Source organism: Streptomyces sp. NBC_00683 (genome assembly GCF_036226745.1).
Taxonomy (GTDB): domain Bacteria; phylum Actinomycetota; class Actinomycetes; order Streptomycetales; family Streptomycetaceae; genus Streptomyces.
Genome location: NZ_CP109013.1, coordinates 5,231,659 through 5,248,401 on the forward strand (window position 1 = coordinate 5,231,659; position 16,743 = coordinate 5,248,401).

Here is a 16,743-nt window from a genome sequence, read left to right on the forward strand (position 1 = left end):
CCAGTGAACTCGCCTGTTAGGGCGGGGTGATGGGTGGCTGGTCGTTGTTTGAGAACTGCACAGTGGACGCGAGCATCTGTGGCCAAGTTTTTAAGGGCGCACGGTGGATGCCTTGGCACCAGGAACCGATGAAGGACGTGGGAGGCCACGATAGTCCCCGGGGAGCTGTCAACCAAGCTTTGATCCGGGGGTTTCCGAATGGGGAAACCCGGCAGTCGTCATGGGCTGTCACCCACTGCTGAACACATAGGCAGTGTGGAGGGAACGCGGGGAAGTGAAACATCTCAGTACCCGCAGGAAGAGAAAACAACCGTGATTCCGGGAGTAGTGGCGAGCGAAACTGGATGAGGCCAAACCGTATGCGTGTGATACCCGGCAGGGGTTGCGCATACGGGGTTGTGGGATCTCTTTTTCATAGTCTGCCGACTGTGAGACGAGTCAGAAACCGTTGATGTAGGCGAAGGACATGCGAAAGGTCCGGCGTAGAGGGTAAGACCCCCGTAGCTGAAACATCAACGGCTCGTTTAAGAGACACCCAAGTAGCACGGGGCCCGAGAAATCCCGTGTGAATCTGGCGGGACCACCCGCTAAGCCTAAATATTCCCTGGTGACCGATAGCGGATAGTACCGTGAGGGAATGGTGAAAAGTACCGCGGGAGCGGAGTGAAATAGTACCTGAAACCGTGTGCCTACAAGCCGTGGGAGCGTCGCTGTTGTTCTTCGGAACAGCAGTCGTGACTGCGTGCCTTTTGAAGAATGAGCCTGCGAGTTTGCGGTGTGTTGCGAGGTTAACCCGTGTGGGGAAGCCGTAGCGAAAGCGAGTCCGAATAGGGCGATTTAGTAGCGCGCTCAAGACCCGAAGCGGAGTGATCTAGCCATGGGCAGGTTGAAGCGGAGGTAAGACTTCGTGGAGGACCGAACCCACCAGGGTTGAAAACCTGGGGGATGACCTGTGGTTAGGGGTGAAAGGCCAATCAAACTCCGTGATAGCTGGTTCTCCCCGAAATGCATTTAGGTGCAGCGTCGTGTGTTTCTTGCCGGAGGTAGAGCACTGGATAGGCGATGGGCCCTACCGGGTTACTGACCTTAGCCAAACTCCGAATGCCGGTAAGTGAGAGCACGGCAGTGAGACTGTGGGGGATAAGCTCCATGGTCGAGAGGGAAACAGCCCAGAGCATCGACTAAGGCCCCTAAGCGTACGCTAAGTGGGAAAGGATGTGGAGTCGCAGAGACAACCAGGAGGTTGGCTTAGAAGCAGCCACCCTTGAAAGAGTGCGTAATAGCTCACTGGTCAAGTGATTCCGCGCCGACAATGTAGCGGGGCTCAAGCGTACCGCCGAAGTCGTGTCATTCACACATATAGGGCCAACGCCCGTGTGGATGGGTAGGGGAGCGTCGTGTGCCGGGTGAAGCAGCCGCGGAAGCGAGTTGTGGACGGTTCACGAGTGAGAATGCAGGCATGAGTAGCGATACACACGTGAGAAACGTGTGCGCCGATTGACTAAGGGTTCCTGGGTCAAGCTGATCTGCCCAGGGTAAGTCGGGACCTAAGGCGAGGCCGACAGGCGTAGTCGATGGACAACCGGTTGATATTCCGGTACCCGCTTTGAAACGCCCAATACTGAATCAGGCGATGCTAAGTCCGTGAAGCCGGCCCGATCTCTTCGGAGTTGAGGGTAGTGGTGGAGCCGATGAACCAGACTTGTACTAGGTAAGCGATGGGGTGACGCAGGAAGGTAGTCCAGCCCGGGCGGTGGTAGTCCCGGGGTAAGGGTGTAGGCCGTGTGGTAGGTAAATCCGTCACACATTAAGGCTGAGACCTGATGCCGAGCCGATTGTGGTGAAGTGGATGATCCTATGCTGTCGAGAAAAGCCTCTAGCGAGTTTCATGGCGGCCCGTACCCTAAACCGACTCAGGTAGTCAGGTAGAGAATACCGAGGCGTTCGGGTGAACTATGGTTAAGGAACTCGGCAAAATGCCCCCGTAACTTCGGGAGAAGGGGGGCCATCACTGGTGAGGGAACTTGCTTCCTGAGCTGGGGGTGGCCGCAGAGACCAGCGAGAAGCGACTGTTTACTAAAAACACAGGTCCGTGCGAAGCCGTAAGGCGATGTATACGGACTGACGCCTGCCCGGTGCTGGAACGTTAAGGGGACCGGTTAGTGCACTTTCGGGTGTGCGAAGCTGAGAACTTAAGCGCCAGTAAACGGCGGTGGTAACTATAACCATCCTAAGGTAGCGAAATTCCTTGTCGGGTAAGTTCCGACCTGCACGAATGGCGTAACGACTTCTCGACTGTCTCAACCATAGGCCCGGTGAAATTGCACTACGAGTAAAGATGCTCGTTTCGCGCAGCAGGACGGAAAGACCCCGGGACCTTTACTATAGTTTGATATTGGTGTTCGGTTCGGCTTGTGTAGGATAGGTGGGAGACTTTGAAGCAGCCACGCCAGTGGTTGTGGAGTCGTCGTTGAAATACCACTCTGGTCGTGCTGGATGTCTAACCTGGGTCCGTGATCCGGATCAGGGACAGTGTCTGATGGGTAGTTTAACTGGGGCGGTTGCCTCCTAAAGAGTAACGGAGGCGCCCAAAGGTTCCCTCAGCCTGGTTGGCAATCAGGTGTTGAGTGTAAGTGCACAAGGGAGCTTGACTGTGAGACCGACGGGTCGAGCAGGGACGAAAGTCGGGACTAGTGATCCGGCAGTGGCTTGTGGAAGCGCTGTCGCTCAACGGATAAAAGGTACCCCGGGGATAACAGGCTGATCTTCCCCAAGAGTCCATATCGACGGGATGGTTTGGCACCTCGATGTCGGCTCGTCGCATCCTGGGGCTGGAGTCGGTCCCAAGGGTTGGGCTGTTCGCCCATTAAAGCGGTACGCGAGCTGGGTTTAGAACGTCGTGAGACAGTTCGGTCCCTATCCGCTGTGCGCGTAGGAATATTGAGAAGGGCTGTCCCTAGTACGAGAGGACCGGGACGGACGAACCTCTGGTGTGCCAGTTGTCCTGCCAAGGGCATGGCTGGTTGGCTACGTTCGGAAAGGATAACCGCTGAAAGCATCTAAGCGGGAAGCCTGCTTCGAGATGAGTATTCCCACCACCTTGAGTGGTTAAGGCTCCCAGTAGACGACTGGGTTGATAGGCCAGATGTGGAAGCCCGGTAACGGGTGGAGCTGACTGGTACTAATAGGCCGAGGGCTTGTCCTCAGTTGCTCGCGTCCACTGTGTTAGTTCTGAAATAACGAACGGCCGTGTTTTCATCCGGTGTTGGTTAATTTCATAGTGTTTCGGTGGTCATTGCGTTAGGGAAACGCCCGGTTACATTCCGAACCCGGAAGCTAAGCCTTTCAGCGCCGATGGTACTGCAGGGGGGACCCTGTGGGAGAGTAGGACGCCGCCGAACAATTATTCCGGGAAAGCCCCGTGCCTTTGTGGCACGGGGCTTTTCTGCGTTCAGAACCCGTACCCGCGACCCCTGAGGGGCCGCGGGTACCACGGGCACCGCACTAAAGTCGGCCGGCGGCCTTGAGCGCGAGGTAGGCGTCGGCCAGCGCCGGTGCGAGCGCATCCGGAGTGGCATCGACGACCACGACGCCATGACGACGGAGCTGATCCGCCGTCCTGCGGCGCTGAGCCTGAGTACGTGTTCCGGCCGCCGCGTCGTACACCGCGTCCACTGTGCCCCTGGCGCGAGTCATCGCCTCGATATGAGGATCCGCGACGGCGGCCACCAGGACCGTGTGCCGCTGGGTGAGCTGCGGTAGCACCGGGAGCAGGCCTTCCTCGATGGGCGCGGAGTCCAGGCTCGTGAGCAGGACGATCAGGGAGCGCCGCGGTGCAGTCGCCAGCGCGGTTGTGCTGAGACCACGGGCGTCCGTCTCCACGAGCTCGGGTTCCAGCGGGACCATGGCGTTGACGATCGCCGACAGGACGTCGCCCCCGGCGGCCCTGCCCAGGACCTGGGCGCGGATGCGCCGGTCGTAGGCAAGGAGGTTCACGCGGTCGCCCGCACGTGTGGCCAGGGCCGTGAGGAGCAGCGTCGCGTCCATGGCCGCATCGAGGCGGGGCACATCGCCCACTCGTCCGGCCGACGTGCGACCGGTGTCGAGGACGATCAGGATGTGGCGGTCGCGCTCCGGGCGCCAGGTGCGGACGGCGACAGCGGACTGGCGTGCGGTGGCCCGCCAGTCGATGGACCGGGTGTCATCTCCCGGTACGTATGCACGCAGGCTGTCGAACTCGGTGCCCTGGCCCCGGGTGAGCACGCTGGTGCGGCCGTCGAGTTCGCGGAGCCTGGCGAGCCGCGAGGGCAGGTGCCGTCGGCTGGTGAAGGGAGGCAGGACCCGGACCGTCCACGGGACGTGGTGATTCCCTTGTCGGGCTGCCAGTCCCATCGGCCCGAAGGACCGGACGGTGACGCGTTCTGCCCGGCGGTCGCCACGTCGGGAAGGGCGGAGGAACGTCGTGAGACGACGTCGTTCGCCGGCGGGGACGGTGAACACGTGCCGGGACGAAGCCTGTTCGGCTTCGGTGCTCCAGGTGCTGGGGGGCCAGGCGTCGCGGAGGTGTGCGCGAAGGCGGCGCCGCGAGGTATTGGTTACGGTGAGTTGCACTTCTGCGCCGTCACCGAGTCGAACGGATGTATCACCGGATCGGGTGAACTGCAGCGTACGCACTGGCGCGGCCAGGGCGTAGTCGCACAGAATTGCCAAGGAGAGAGGGGCGTTGACCGCGAGCATGCCTGTCCAGCTGGGGGCAAAAATACCTACGGGGAGTGACCCCAGGGCGGCCAGCAGCGCGGTTCGTCCGGTGAGGGCCATGGTCACCGCCTCATCGGGGGACGGGGACGTGGGCGAGGACAGCGGTGATGACGGAGTCGGCGGTGACTCCTTCCATTTCCGCTTCCGGTCGCAGCTGGATGCGATGACGGAGTGTGGGGAGTGCCAGGGCTTTCACATCGTCAGGGATGACGTAGTCCCGGCCGGTGAGCCAGGCCCAGGCGCGCGCTGTGGAGAGCAACGCGGTTGCTCCTCGGGGGGAGGCCCCGAGGGTGAGCGAGGGGGATTCACGAGTGGCACGGCAGATATCCACGACGTAAGCGGCGATCTCGGGGGAGACCGTGGTCTTGGCGACGGCGGAGCGGGCGGCTTCCAGATCTGCGGGGCCGGCCACGGGCCGTATGCCTGCCGCCTTGAGGTCGCGGGGGTTGAACCCGTCGGCATGACGCGTCAGGACGCTGATCTCGTCGTCACGTGAGGGCAGGGGCACGGTCAGCTTCAGGAGGAACCGGTCCAACTGGGCTTCGGGCAGCGGGTAGGTGCCCTCGTACTCGACGGGGTTCTGGGTGGCTGCGACGAGGAAGGGGTCGGGCAGCGCACGGGGGGTGCCGTCGACGGTGACCTGGCGTTCCTCCATGGCCTCCAGAAGGGAGGACTGCGTCTTGGGAGGGGTGCGGTTGATCTCGTCGGCGAGCAGGAGATTGGTGAACACCGGTCCGGGCTGGAAGGAGAACTCGGCGGTGCGTGCGTCGTAGACGAGCGAGCCAGTGACGTCACTCGGCATCAGGTCGGGCGTGAACTGCACGCGTTTGGTGTCCAGTTCGAGGGAGGCGGCAAGGGCGCGGACCAGGAGGGTCTTGGCGACTCCGGGGACGCCTTCGAGCAGCACATGGCCTCGGCAGAGCAGCGCGACCACGAGTCCGGTGACGGCGGGGTCCTGGCCGACCACGGCCTTGGCGATCTCGGAACGCAGAGCTTCCAGGGATGCGCGGGCGCTGTCGGGCATCGCGGGGGCCACAGGGGCCCCTGCGGGTACCGCGGGCTCGTTGGGCTCCGGGGTCGGGGCGCTCATGAAGTGCGTACCTCTCTTTCGAGGGCGTCGAGTTGGGCGGTCAGGAGTACAAGTGCGGCGTCGTCGGCCGGGGCCGGCCCGAAGAGCAGGGTGCGGAGGTCGCTGTCCGTGGTGGTGAGACGTGCGGAGACGGCAGGCAGGAGGACCTCGGGGGACTCGGTGTCGCGGGAGGACACCCCGAGGAGTGGAGCGATGCGATTGCGGGTGGCGGAGCGCAGTGCGTCGGCGGCCCGGTCGCGGGCGTTCGCCTTGCGGTAGAGGCGGGCCCTGCCCTCCGTGGACTCGGAGGCCCGGACGGCCACGGGCAGCCGCTCGGTGACCAGGGGGCCCAGGCGCCGAGCGCGCCAGATGGCCGTGAGGACTGCGGCGAGGGCGAGTTGGAGCGTTCCCCAGAGCCAGCCGGAGGGGATGAGGTCGATGAACCCGCTCTCGCCGGCCGACTCGTCCTCCCCGCCTTCGCTTCCGCCGTCAGTGCCGTCGTCCGCACCGCCTTCGGCGGCGGAGGGATCAGTCAGCGAGGGGAGGTACCAGACGAGATGCGGTCGGGAACCGAGGAGTTGGAGAGCGAGGGAGGCGTTGCCCTCCTCGTCGAGACGGTCGTTGTGGAGGATGTCGGGGGAGCCGAGCAGGACGGTGTCGCCGGTTTCCCTGCCGGGGAGGACCAGGAGGGTGGGGAGCCCGTCGTCCGGGTAGCAGGCGTTGGCTCCGTCGGCGTCCGTCGTGTAGCGGATGCCTCCCGTGTCGGCTGTTCCGGCGGTGCGTGCGGCCGGGAGTTCGCAGTCCGGCGGGCGCGGGGTCACCCGGCTTGCGGAAACCGCGCGCACGCCGGGGGCGAGCCGGGCAACGGACGGTGGGCCGGGGGCGACGAGGACGGTGCGGCCCGCGGTGTCACCGGTGGCCGTACGGAGCCGGTACTGCTGGTACGTGGTCAGCAGGTTGGGGCCGGCGACGAGGAGTGTGGTGTCGGGCCCTGCCGCGTCGGTGGCCTCGTCGAGCGTTGTGACGACGCTGACGGAGACGCCACGGTCCTTGAGGAGTTCGGCGACGGCCCGGCTGCCGTACGGGTCCGCGGAGCGGGGATCGAGACGGCCGTGCTGGTCGCCGGAGCTGAGAGCGGCGAAGGTGATGCCCGCGACGACGAGAATGAGGAGGGCGAGGAGCAGGCCTCGGACCCGGAGCCAGATCTGGTGCGGTGTGCGGGACGCGGAGGTGGTGGCGATGGTCGTGGCCTCGGTCATCCGGCTGCCCCTGGGGACGTGGGAGCGGTCAGCAGGGGTTTGGTGTCCTCGAGGTCCTGGTCGAGGGTGCGCAGGCTCAGGTACGCCGCCCGGTCGGCCGTACGGCCCCCGTATGTGACGTCGTCGAAGACCCGTGCGGCGGTGCGGAGCCGGGTGGCATGGGCGGGCAGGAGCCGGCCGGCTTCGGCGGCTGCCTCGTCGGCGGTGCGGCCCGGGCGCGGGTCGAGCACGGCCCGGTCCTCCAGGGAGCGCACGACTGCCCGCATGCGTTCCTGGACGGCTTCGGTCCAGCGGTGGGCCTCCGCGTGCGCCTCGGCTGCGGTGCGGTGCTCGGCCGCGCTGCGGGCGCTGCTGCCGAACAGGGCTTCCGACGGACGGACGGTGCGCTGCGGTGTGCCGAGCCGCCACCAGAGGGCGGCTCCCAGCGCGATGACGACGAGGGCGATGACGACGAGCCCGAGCGGGCCGCCAGGCGCGGATCCGGTGGCACCCTCGAAGAGGTCGCCGACCCATTCCCAGAAGCGGTCGAGGCCGCGCTGGAGAAGGTTCGGATCGTGTTCGTGGTACATCGGGTCGGACAGTTCGTCCTGTGCCGCTTCGCGGGCGGGGACGCGTGGGATGTCCACGGGTATGTCCTCGCCCGACCTTATGAACCGCTGTGCTGCTGTGGTGCCCCCCGCCCCCGTCACCGCATCAGCTCCTGGGGGTGTCGTCGTAGCCGGGCACGCCCGCGGCCCGGGCGAGGTCGAGGTCGAGCGCTTCGCGGCGGATGCGCTGGTCGACGTAGAGCAGGGCGATCACTCCTGCGGTGAACGGATAGGTGAGCGTCGAGATGATCACTTCACCGACGCCCGTGATGATGAGGAAGGGCCAGCCGAAATCGGTGGAGCTGCTGTTGAGGAACTCGCTGAGGCCGTCGCTGTCCACGGTCACGGCGATGATGCCGAACGGGATCACGATGATCAGGGCGACGACGACGACCAGCAGGTACGTGAGAGCGAGGATGCCGAAGGTCCGCCACCAGGTGCCCTTGACCAGCTTCGCGGAGCGGCGCAGCGAGGTGAGGACGGACTGCCGCTCCAGCATCAGCGCCGGTGCGGCGAGCGCGAAGCGGACCATCAGCCACACGACGACGACGCAGGCGGCGATGAAGCCGACAAAGGCGAGTGCGATCCCGGCGCCGCCTCCCAGCAGCATGCCGGGAAGCAGTCCCACCATCAACAGCGCGGCGCTCATCAGGCTCATGAGCAGCGTCAGCCCGAGGAGCGGCAGGAGCCGGGGCCGGGCCTCGGTCCAGGCGTCGGAGAGTGTCGACTTGCGGCCGAGCACGGAGCGGCTGATCACCACGGTGAGCACCGAGGTGATGAAGAGCGTGGCGATCATCGAGATGAGCGTGGCCGGGGCGTTGGCGAGCAGCGTCGACTGCGCCGAGTCGGCGGCCTGGCGGATGGCCTCGGCGCCGACGGCGTTCGGGTCGACCGACTTCGCCTCCGGCAGGAGGTAGCGCTGCACGAGGATGACGGCGATCTCGGAGATCACGGAGACGGTGAGGCTGATGCCCAGCACGGTGCGCCAGTGGGCGCGCATGGTGGACACGGCGCCGTCGAGGATCTCTCCGACGCCCAGGGGGCGGAGAGGGATCACTCCGGGCTTCGCCGCCATGGGCTGCCGGCCCCATCCGGGGCCCGGGCCTTGCGGGGGCGTGCCGCCCCAGCCCGGGGCGGGCGGGGGTGCGCCCGGTCCGCTGCCGGGAGCGCTCGGTGGGGACCACTGCCCCGGAGGCGGCTGTGCAGGGGACCACTGTCCGCCGGGGCCGCTTCCGTCGACGGGCGAAGAAGGCCGGGGGATGCCCGTCTCCTGGCCGTCGGAGGGTGCAGATCCGGGCGAAGCCCAGCCCGGAGAGTCGTTCATTGTCGCTCCTTCACGGTCCTGACCGCTCATCGGGGCGGCAGGTTGGCAGCCATCGTGCCACGCGATGCTCCGGTGCGGGCCGGGCGCTGTATCTCCTTCTCGCCTTCGTGTGCGGGCGGCTCAGCGGGCAGACTGGGCAGATGGCTGATCAGGACGCGCAATCGCCGGTGGGCATCGAGCCTCCGGCCCTCTCCGTACTCCGTTGGGACGAGCCACCGGAAGGTCCCGCGGTGGTGCTCCTCGACCAGACCCGGCTGCCCTCGGAGGAGGTCGAGCTGGTGTGCGCCGATGTGCCCGCGCTGGTCCGGGCGATCCGGACGCTGGCGGTGCGTGGTGCGCCTCTGCTGGGCATTGCCGGTGGCTACGGGGTGGCACTGGCCGCTGCGCGGGGTGAGGACGTGGCGCAGGCCGCGGAGCTGCTGGAGGCGGCGCGGCCCACCGCGGTCAATCTCGGGTACGGGGCGCGGCGTGTGGCGCGGGTGCACGGGGCGGCTGTCGTGAACGGTGCCGGCCCCCAGGAGGCCGCAGGGGCTGCTCTGGCGGAGGCGCGGGCCCTGCACCGGCAGGACGCGGCCGCCAGCGGGCGCATGGCGCAGTACGGTCTGGAGCTGCTTGCGGAGCTCCTGCCGGACGGCGGGCATCGGCTGCTGACCCACTGCAACACGGGGGCGCTCGTTTCCGGGGGCGAGGGCACGGCCTTCGCGGTGGCTCTGGGGGCCCACCGGGCGGGTAGCCTGCGGCGGCTGTGGGTGGACGAGACCCGCCCGCTGCTCCAGGGTGCCCGGCTGACGGCGTTCGAAGCGGCACGCAACGGCATGCCGTACAGCTTGCTCACCGACAACGCGGCGGGTTCGCTGTTTGCCGCGGGGGAGGTGGATGCCGTACTCATCGGGGCGGACCGCATTGCCGCGGACGGCTCCGTGGCCAACAAGGTGGGGAGTTATCCGTTGGCAGTGCTTGCCAAGTACCACCATGTGCCGTTCATCGTGGTGGCGCCGACCACGACCGTTGATCTGGACACGGCGGACGGCACATCCATAGTTGTCGAGCAGCGTTCTGCGGTAGAAGTGACGGAGCTCACATCTCGGGGGATCGTGTCGACCGGGGGTGAGGGGGGCGGGCAGTCGGTGGCACCCCCGGGAGCCCAGGCGTACAACCCCGCATTCGACATCACGCCGCCCGAACTGGTCACGGCGATCGTCACGGAGGAGGGCATTATTTCCCCGGTCACGGGGGTCGGACTGGCAGAGCTGTGTGCCAGGTCATCGCAGGTAACGATTAGCTAATGGGATGATGTCGTTTATGAAGGGACGCGTCCTTGTCGTCGACGACGACACCGCACTGGCCGAGATGCTCGGCATTGTGCTGCGGGGAGAAGGTTTCGAACCGTCGTTCGTAGCGGACGGCGACAAGGCACTGGCTGCATTTCGTGAGGCCAAGCCGGACCTGGTGCTGCTGGACCTCATGCTGCCCGGACGGGACGGCATCGAGGTCTGCCGGCTGATCAGGGCCGAGTCAGGTGTGCCGATCGTCATGCTCACTGCCAAGAGCGACACGGTCGATGTGGTGGTGGGCCTGGAATCCGGGGCCGACGACTACATCGTCAAGCCGTTCAAACCGAAGGAGTTGGTGGCCCGGATCAGGGCACGTTTGCGGAGGTCCGAAGAGCCCGCGCCGGAGCAGCTGGCGATCGGGGACCTGGTCATCGACGTGGCCGGTCACTCGGTGAAGCGGGAGGGGCAGTCGATCGCCCTCACCCCGCTGGAGTTCGACCTGCTGGTCGCGCTCGCCCGCAAGCCGTGGCAGGTGTTCACCCGCGAGGTACTGCTCGAGCAGGTGTGGGGCTATCGCCACGCCGCCGACACCCGTCTGGTGAATGTGCATGTCCAGCGGCTGCGCTCCAAGGTCGAGAAGGACCCGGAGCGTCCGGAGATCGTTGTGACCGTCCGCGGTGTCGGTTACAAGGCCGGACCGAGCTGACATGACCCTGGGCAGCGCTGCTCCGAAACCCGGGGGGCCGGGAGTCCGTACGGAGCGGGCTGCCGGTCCGGCACGGAGGTCATCCCGGTACAGCCGGTTCCTGCAGGGCGGCCGGTTGTTCCAGGACCGGACGCCCGGCGGTCCCGTGCTGCGCCTTTTCATGCGGTGGATCCGGCGCCCGCTGCTGCCCGCCGTGCGGCTGTGGCGGCGCAACCTGCAGCTGCGGGTCGTCGCCGGCACCCTGCTGATGTCGATCGCCGTGGTGCTGCTGCTGGGCTTCGTCGTGATCGGGCAGGTCCGCAACGGCCTGCTCGACGCGAAGGGCAAGGCCGCGCAGACGCAGGCGGCCGGCGGGTTCGCGGCCGCTCAGGCGAACGCGAACGCGCCGCTCGTCCCGGGCGGCCAGGGCGACGAGGGCGCCGACGGCATGACGGCCAACACCTCCTGGCGCACCGAGCTGGTCGATCAGCTCGCGAGCGGTGGCACGAACGCCTTCAACGTGGTGGCGCTCAGTGCCGACTCCGCGGCGCAGAGTGCGACCAGTCGCGCGCCGCGCGGTTCGGGCAGCGTGGAGGCGTCCAGCGTGCCTCAGAGTCTGCGCGAGGCCGTGGACAAGGGGCCCGGCGCGTTCCAGACGTACTCCCTGATCCGCTACTCGTACGGCAAGGATCCGCAGCCCGGACTTGTCGTGGGCAAGCGGCTCTACGACATCGACCACAATCCGTACGAGCTGTACTACCTCTTCCCGCTCACGCAGGAGGAGAAGTCGCTGACGCTGGTCACGACGACTCTGGCCACCGCCGGGCTGTTCGTGGTCGTGCTGCTGGGGGGCATCGCCTGGTTCGTCGTACGCCAGGTCGTCACCCCCGTGCGCATGGCCGCGGGGATCGCCGAGCGGCTTTCCGCCGGCCGGCTCCAGGAGCGGATGAAGGTCACCGGCGAGGACGACATCGCCCGGCTCGGTGAGGCCTTCAACAAGATGGCGCAGAACCTGCAGCTGAAGATCCAGCAGCTGGAGGAGCTCTCCCGGATGCAGCGGCGTTTCGTCTCGGACGTGAGTCATGAGCTGCGGACCCCGCTGACCACCGTGCGGATGGCCGCCGACGTCATTCACGACGCGCGCGTCGACTTCGATCCGGTGACCGCGCGTTCCGCGGAGCTGCTGGGTGACCAGCTCGACCGTTTCGAGTCGCTCCTGTCCGACCTGCTGGAGATCAGCAGGTTCGACGCGGGTGCGGCGGCCCTGGAAGCCGAACCGATAGATCTGCGTCAGGTCGTACGGCGCGTGATCGGCGGTGCCGAGCCGCTGGCCGAGCGCAAGGGCAGCCGCATCAGGGTGATCGGTGACGAGCAGCCGGTGGTGGCCGAGGCCGATGCGCGCCGTGTCGAACGGGTTCTGCGCAACCTTGTCGTCAACGCCGTCGAGCACGGCGAGGGCCGGGACGTCGTGGTGCGCATGGGGGTTGCCCAGGGTGCCGTGGCCGTTGCCGTCCGGGACTACGGGGTGGGGCTCAAGCCGGGCGAGGCGACCCGGGTCTTCAATCGCTTCTGGCGGGCCGATCCGGCGCGTGCCCGGACGACCGGGGGGACCGGACTGGGCCTCTCGATCGCCGTCGAGGACGCGCGGCTGCACGGCGGCTGGCTGCAGGCATGGGGCGAGCCCGGTGGCGGTTCGCAGTTCCGCCTCACCCTGCCCCGTACGGCGGACGAGCCGCTGCGCGGGTCGCCGATACCGCTGGAGCCGGAGGATTCGCGGCGCAACCGGGAGAACCGTGAACGGGCCGAGGCGGCCCCGCCGCCGGCCGACCACCGGTTGATGTCCGTACCGAACCAGACCGGGTCCACGGCGCGGTCGCAGCTGCCCGTGCCGGCGCGCGCCCCGGTGGCGCCGCGTCAGGCTCCCGTTTCGGTGCATCCTGCTGCCCTGCCGGGCAATGGCGCACGCGTGGTGTCGCGTCCGGCCGGGGGCGATCAGGAGACGCAGGATCCGGACCAGGAGGACACGACTCGTGGAAACTGACCGCCGCCGGGGTGGGCATGGACGTGCGGTGCGGGTTTCCGCGCTGCTGGGCTGCGGCATCGTGGTCCTGTCCGCGTGCGGAGCGATGCCGGTCACCGGTGACGTCAAGGCGGTCGATGCCTCGCAGCCGGGTGATTCCCAGGTGCAGGTGTACGCCGTGCCGCCGAGGGAGGGCGCCGCGCCCATCGAGGTCGTCGACGGCTTCCTGGAGTCGATGACGAGCGACGACCCCGATTTCAGGACGACCCGCAAGTACCTGACCGAGGAGGCGGCCCGCACCTGGAAGCCGAGCCACGGCACCACGGTGCTCGCCAAGGCGCCCAACCGGAACGGACCCTCGCTCCACGACAAGGAGCGCAAGAGCGCGGAGACCGCCTACACCCTCACGGGTGAGCAGGTGGCATCCGTTGACGAGCAGAGTTCCTACCGGCCGCTCGCGCCGACGGACTACTCCCAGATGCTGCATCTGGTGCGCGAGAAGGGGGCGGACGGGAAGCAGGAGTGGCGCATCGACATCGTGCCTGACGGTCTGGTGCTCGGGCAGTCCGACTTCAAGAGGCTCTACCGGTCCGTGAACAAGTACTACTTCGCCGCAGGACGGGCGGACAGCGACTCCGCGCTGGTCGCCGACCCCGTCTACGTACGCAACCGGACGGATCCGGTCACGCGGATGGACACGGCGACCCAGACCGTCCGGACGCTGCTCGAAGGGCCGTCCAACTGGTTGCGGCCGGTCGTCGATTCCCGCTTCCCGACCGGTACGGCGCTGAAGCGCGGGGTCACCTCGCTCGCGCCCGACGACCAGAACGTCCTGAAGGTGCCGCTCAACAAGAAGGCCGACAAGGTCAGCCAGGGTGCCTGCCGGATGATGGCGGCCCAGGTGCTCTTCACCCTGCGGGACCTGACGTCTGCGCGGGTCGGCCAGGTGGAGCTGCAGGGTGCGCGGGGCCCGCTGTGCTCGCTGGGGGCGGACGAGGCCGACGAGTTCGCCTCGGACAACGACTCCGGTGCCTCCGACAGCCAGTACTTCGTGGACGACAAGGGGCACGTGCAGCGGATCCCCGGGGACACCAAGGGCAGCGGCGACCCGGAGCCGGTGGTCGGCCCGTTCGGCGCCGGGCAGGTGGCGATGAGCGCCGTCGGTGTGGCCCGGGACGAACAGCAGGCTGCCGCCGTCTCGGCCAATCAGCAGGATCTCTATGTGTCCTCCATCGTCGCGGAGAGCGAACCGGCCGATCCCGTGGTGAGCAGCCGGGCCAAGAAGGCCCAGGACCGGCTGTCCGCGCCGAGCTGGGACGGCCGGGGCGATCTGTGGGTTGCCGACCGTGATCCGGCCGGCCCCAGGCTGCTGCGGCTGACGGACGGGGAAGGCACACCGCAGGAGGTCGAGGTGCCCGGCCTGGACGGCGGGAGGATCGAAGCGCTGCGGATGTCGGCCGACGGGGTGCGGATCGCACTGCGGGTGTTCAAGGACGGGCACACGACGCTGAAGATCGGGCGGGTCGAGCGGACCGGGTCCGGGGAGGCCGAGCAGGTCTCGGTGCAGGATCTGCGCCAGGCGGCGCCCCAGCTGGCCGATGTGACTGCCGTTTCCTGGTCCGGCCGCAGCCGCCTCGTGGTGGTCGGCAGGGAGGAGGGCGGTGTGCAGCAGGTCCGCTACGTGCAGGCGGACGGTTCGACGTCGGCCTCCGGTGTCCTGCCCGGTGTGAACCAGGTGACGGCGATCGCGGCCGCCGACGACGAGCAGTTGCCGCTGATGGCGGACACCGAGGTCGACGGGATAGTGAAGCTGTCGCCCGGCGACAACTGGCAGACGGTGCTCAAGGACGGATCCTCGCTGGTCTACCCGGGCTGACCGCGCGGGCCGGGCTGATCACGCGGGCCGGGCGGAGCCCCGGCCCGCACGCGGTTCGAGTTGTCCACAGAAGTTGTCCACAGGCCTGGCCGGTTGTTCGTGCCCCGGGCACAGTGGGGCCGTGCGGGCATGGTGGCGGGAGATCGCCGGGCTGGTCCTGCCGGTGGCCTGCGGTGGCTGCGGCAGGCCGCGCACGGAGCTGTGCGAGCAGTGTGCCGCGGCGCTGGCCGAAGTGCCCCGGCGCGTGCGGCCCGATCCCGCGCCCGCGGGGCTGCCGGTGGTCCATGCCGCGGCGCCCTACGAGAACGCGGTACGCGCGATGCTGCTGGCCCACAAGGAGCGAGGGGCACTCGGGCTGGCAGGAGCACTCGGCGGGGCTCTGGCGGGCGCTGTGAGGGCCGGGACGGGGCAATCGGGAGAGGTGGGGCCCCTGCTGCTGGTGCCCGTACCGTCGGCGCGGCGTGCCACGGCTGCGCGCGGCCACGATCCCGCGCGGCGGATCGCGCTGGCCGCCGCGGCGGAGCTGCGGCGCGGGGGGACCGCGGCCAGGGTGCTCGCGGTGCTGCGGCAGCGGCGTGCGGTGGCGGACCAGGCGGGGCTCGGAGCCAGGGCGCGGCAGGTGAATCTGGCAGATGCGCTGGAGGCCGCCGCGGGTGCGCGGCGACTGCTCGCGGGCGGCCGGGTGGTGCTCGTGGACGACCTGCTCACGACGGGGGCGTCACTGGCCGAGGCGGCACGCGCCGTGCGTGCGGCGGGGGGTGCCGGACACGGTGCGGCGCCGGCCCTGCGGGCTGCGGTTGTCTCAGCTTCTCCGTCTGCTTTCGAAATAAACCGGAACTGACAGAAGAATTGCATCGTTGCAGGTAGTGAGTGGGTAAAGGGCCCTGATCGGAGGTACGCGCGAGTAGCGGGTGCCGACACGGTGGTGGGCAGGCTATGTTCGGTTGTGAGGAACGGTGAATGCCGCACCTCGATGAATGCACCACCAGGTTTCGGGCAGGTAACTCACCGGTAGGCCAGAAGCACGGAAGTTCGGTGGGGTGGAGACCTTGCCGACGGGGGAGGAGGAGGTGAAAGTCACCGAGTCCGAGGCTCCGGCGATCACCGGGGCCTGGTGCAAAAGGGAGATGCTCCGCCGCTGAAGCGGAGCGATCCGGGAACGGAGTTCTGCGTGGACATCGTCGTCAAGGGCCGCAAGACCGAGGTGCCCGAGCGGTTCCGCAAGCACGTGGCCGAGAAGCTGAAGCTGGACAAGATCCAGAAGTTCGACGGCAAGGTGATCAGTCTCGACGTCGAGGTGTCCAAGGAGCCGAATCCCCGTCAGGCCGACCGTGCGGCACGGGTGGAGATCACGCTCCGCTCGCGTGGGCCGGTCATCCGGGCGGAAGCTGCGGCAGGCGACCCGTACGCTGCGCTGGACCTGGCCACCGACAAGCTGGACGCGCGACTGCGCAAGGAGCACGACAAGCGCTACAGCAGGCGCGGCAACGGCCGCTTGTCCGCCTCCGAGGTGGGCGAGGTGGTGCCGGGCGCCGCATCCTTCAACGGGGACGGCGAGCTGATCCCCGAAGAGACGCCGTCGGCCGTGCCCACCACCAGGATCGGTTCGCTCGAGGTTCAGGGCGAGGGACCGCTCGTGGTGCGCGAGAAGACGCACGTCGCAGCACCGATGACGCTCGACCAGGCGCTCTACGAGATGGAGCTGGTCGGGCACGACTTCTACCTGTTCGTCGACTCCGAGACCAAGGAGCCCAGTGTCGTCTACCGACGGCACGCCTATGACTACGGTGTCATTCATCTGAGGACCGACCCGCTGGCCTCTGACGAAGCGGGCGGCGCGGGCGGTGCGCTCGGCGGCTGACGCCATCCCTTTCGTGGTGCCCCTGGAAGC

At 67.6% G+C, this 16,743-nt stretch carries 11 protein-coding genes and 2 rRNA genes; 8 read left to right on the forward strand and 5 right to left on the reverse strand.

Features of this window, described 5'->3' with window-relative positions:
- The first annotated feature begins 80 nt into the window (after positions 1-80).
- Together OG257_RS23410 and rrf are read left to right on the forward strand one after the other, a co-directional pair.
- Positions 81-3,205: ribosomal RNA gene (locus OG257_RS23410) — 23S ribosomal RNA — on the forward strand.
- A 79-nt stretch (positions 3,206-3,284) separates the two neighbouring features.
- Positions 3,285-3,401, forward strand: a 5S ribosomal RNA gene (gene rrf / locus OG257_RS23415).
- 103 nt (positions 3,402-3,504) lie between these two features.
- On the opposite strand, the gene OG257_RS23420 is transcribed toward rrf, so the two are convergent.
- From OG257_RS23420 to OG257_RS23440, 5 genes are read right to left on the reverse strand one after another with little or no spacing between them, the layout of a single operon-like run.
- Positions 3,505-4,818, reverse strand: coding sequence for a DUF58 domain-containing protein (locus tag OG257_RS23420; RefSeq protein ID WP_329210391.1), 1,314 nt, complete (start codon positions 4,816-4,818; stop codon positions 3,505-3,507).
- 10 nt (positions 4,819-4,828) lie between these two features.
- Positions 4,829-5,848: an AAA family ATPase gene (locus OG257_RS23425; RefSeq protein ID WP_443054470.1), complete on the reverse strand. Its 1,020-nt coding sequence runs from the start codon at positions 5,846-5,848 to the stop codon at positions 4,829-4,831.
- Positions 5,845-7,086 (reverse strand): DUF4350 domain-containing protein, encoded by a 1,242-nt coding sequence (locus OG257_RS23430; protein WP_329210393.1) that lies wholly within the window; start codon positions 7,084-7,086, stop codon positions 5,845-5,847. The genes OG257_RS23425 and OG257_RS23430 overlap by 4 nt, the downstream gene beginning before the upstream one ends.
- The gene (locus tag OG257_RS23435; RefSeq protein ID WP_329210395.1) at positions 7,083-7,775 is read right to left on the reverse strand and encodes a DUF4129 domain-containing protein; all 693 of its coding nucleotides are present in this window, start codon (positions 7,773-7,775) and stop codon (positions 7,083-7,085) included. The genes OG257_RS23430 and OG257_RS23435 overlap by 4 nt, the downstream gene beginning before the upstream one ends.
- A gap of 4 nt (positions 7,776-7,779) precedes the next feature.
- Entirely contained in the window at positions 7,780-8,997 is a 1,218-nt protein-coding gene (locus OG257_RS23440; RefSeq protein ID WP_329210396.1) for a glycerophosphoryl diester phosphodiesterase membrane domain-containing protein, read from the reverse strand.
- Positions 8,998-9,137: 140 nt separating this feature from the next.
- Here OG257_RS23440 and mtnA point away from each other — a divergent pair, with 140 nt between their 5' ends.
- The 6 genes from mtnA to hpf all read left to right on the forward strand — a co-directional run bounded on the left by mtnA (position 9,138) and on the right by hpf (position 16,713).
- A complete protein-coding gene (gene mtnA / locus OG257_RS23445; protein ID WP_329210397.1) occupies positions 9,138-10,283 on the forward strand; it encodes an S-methyl-5-thioribose-1-phosphate isomerase in 1,146 nt (381 codons plus the stop codon).
- Positions 10,284-10,287: 4 nt separating this feature from the next.
- A complete protein-coding gene (gene mtrA, locus OG257_RS23450) occupies positions 10,288-10,977 on the forward strand; it encodes a two-component system response regulator MtrA (RefSeq protein WP_187281934.1) in 690 nt (229 codons plus the stop codon).
- A 1-nt stretch (position 10,978) separates the two neighbouring features.
- On the forward strand, positions 10,979-12,997 hold the full coding sequence (gene mtrB / locus OG257_RS23455) for an MtrAB system histidine kinase MtrB (protein ID WP_329210398.1): 2,019 nt from the start codon (positions 10,979-10,981) through the stop codon (positions 12,995-12,997).
- 28 nt (positions 12,998-13,025) lie between these two features.
- The gene (locus OG257_RS23460; RefSeq protein ID WP_329210400.1) at positions 13,026-14,852 is read left to right on the forward strand and encodes an LpqB family beta-propeller domain-containing protein; all 1,827 of its coding nucleotides are present in this window, start codon (positions 13,026-13,028) and stop codon (positions 14,850-14,852) included.
- Positions 14,853-14,973: 121 nt separating this feature from the next.
- Positions 14,974-15,693, forward strand: a complete 720-nt coding sequence (locus tag OG257_RS23465; RefSeq protein WP_329210402.1) for a ComF family protein — start codon at positions 14,974-14,976, stop codon at positions 15,691-15,693.
- A gap of 330 nt (positions 15,694-16,023) precedes the next feature.
- On the forward strand, positions 16,024-16,713 hold the full coding sequence (gene hpf, locus OG257_RS23470; RefSeq protein ID WP_329210404.1) for a ribosome hibernation-promoting factor, HPF/YfiA family: 690 nt from the start codon (positions 16,024-16,026) through the stop codon (positions 16,711-16,713).
- The last annotated feature ends 30 nt before the right edge of the window (positions 16,714-16,743 follow it).

What these genes read in the sequence shown, in the direction of transcription:
- OG257_RS23420 (WP_329210391.1), bottom strand. Translation starts at nt 4,818, where the DNA reads ATGGCCCTCACCGGACGAACCGCGCTGCTGGCCGCCCTGGGGTCACTC.
- OG257_RS23425 (WP_443054470.1), bottom strand. Translation starts at nt 5,848, where the DNA reads ATGAGCGCCCCGACCCCGGAGCCCAACGAGCCCGCGGTACCCGCAGGG.
- OG257_RS23430 (WP_329210393.1), bottom strand. Translation starts at nt 7,086, where the DNA reads ATGACCGAGGCCACGACCATCGCCACCACCTCCGCGTCCCGCACACCG.
- OG257_RS23440 (WP_329210396.1), bottom strand. Translation starts at nt 8,997, where the DNA reads ATGAACGACTCTCCGGGCTGGGCTTCGCCCGGATCTGCACCCTCCGAC.
- mtnA (WP_329210397.1), top strand. Translation starts at nt 9,138, where the DNA reads ATGGCTGATCAGGACGCGCAATCGCCGGTGGGCATCGAGCCTCCGGCC.
- mtrA (WP_187281934.1), top strand. Translation starts at nt 10,288, where the DNA reads ATGATGTCGTTTATGAAGGGACGCGTCCTTGTCGTCGACGACGACACC.
- mtrB (WP_329210398.1), top strand. Translation starts at nt 10,979, where the DNA reads ATGACCCTGGGCAGCGCTGCTCCGAAACCCGGGGGGCCGGGAGTCCGT.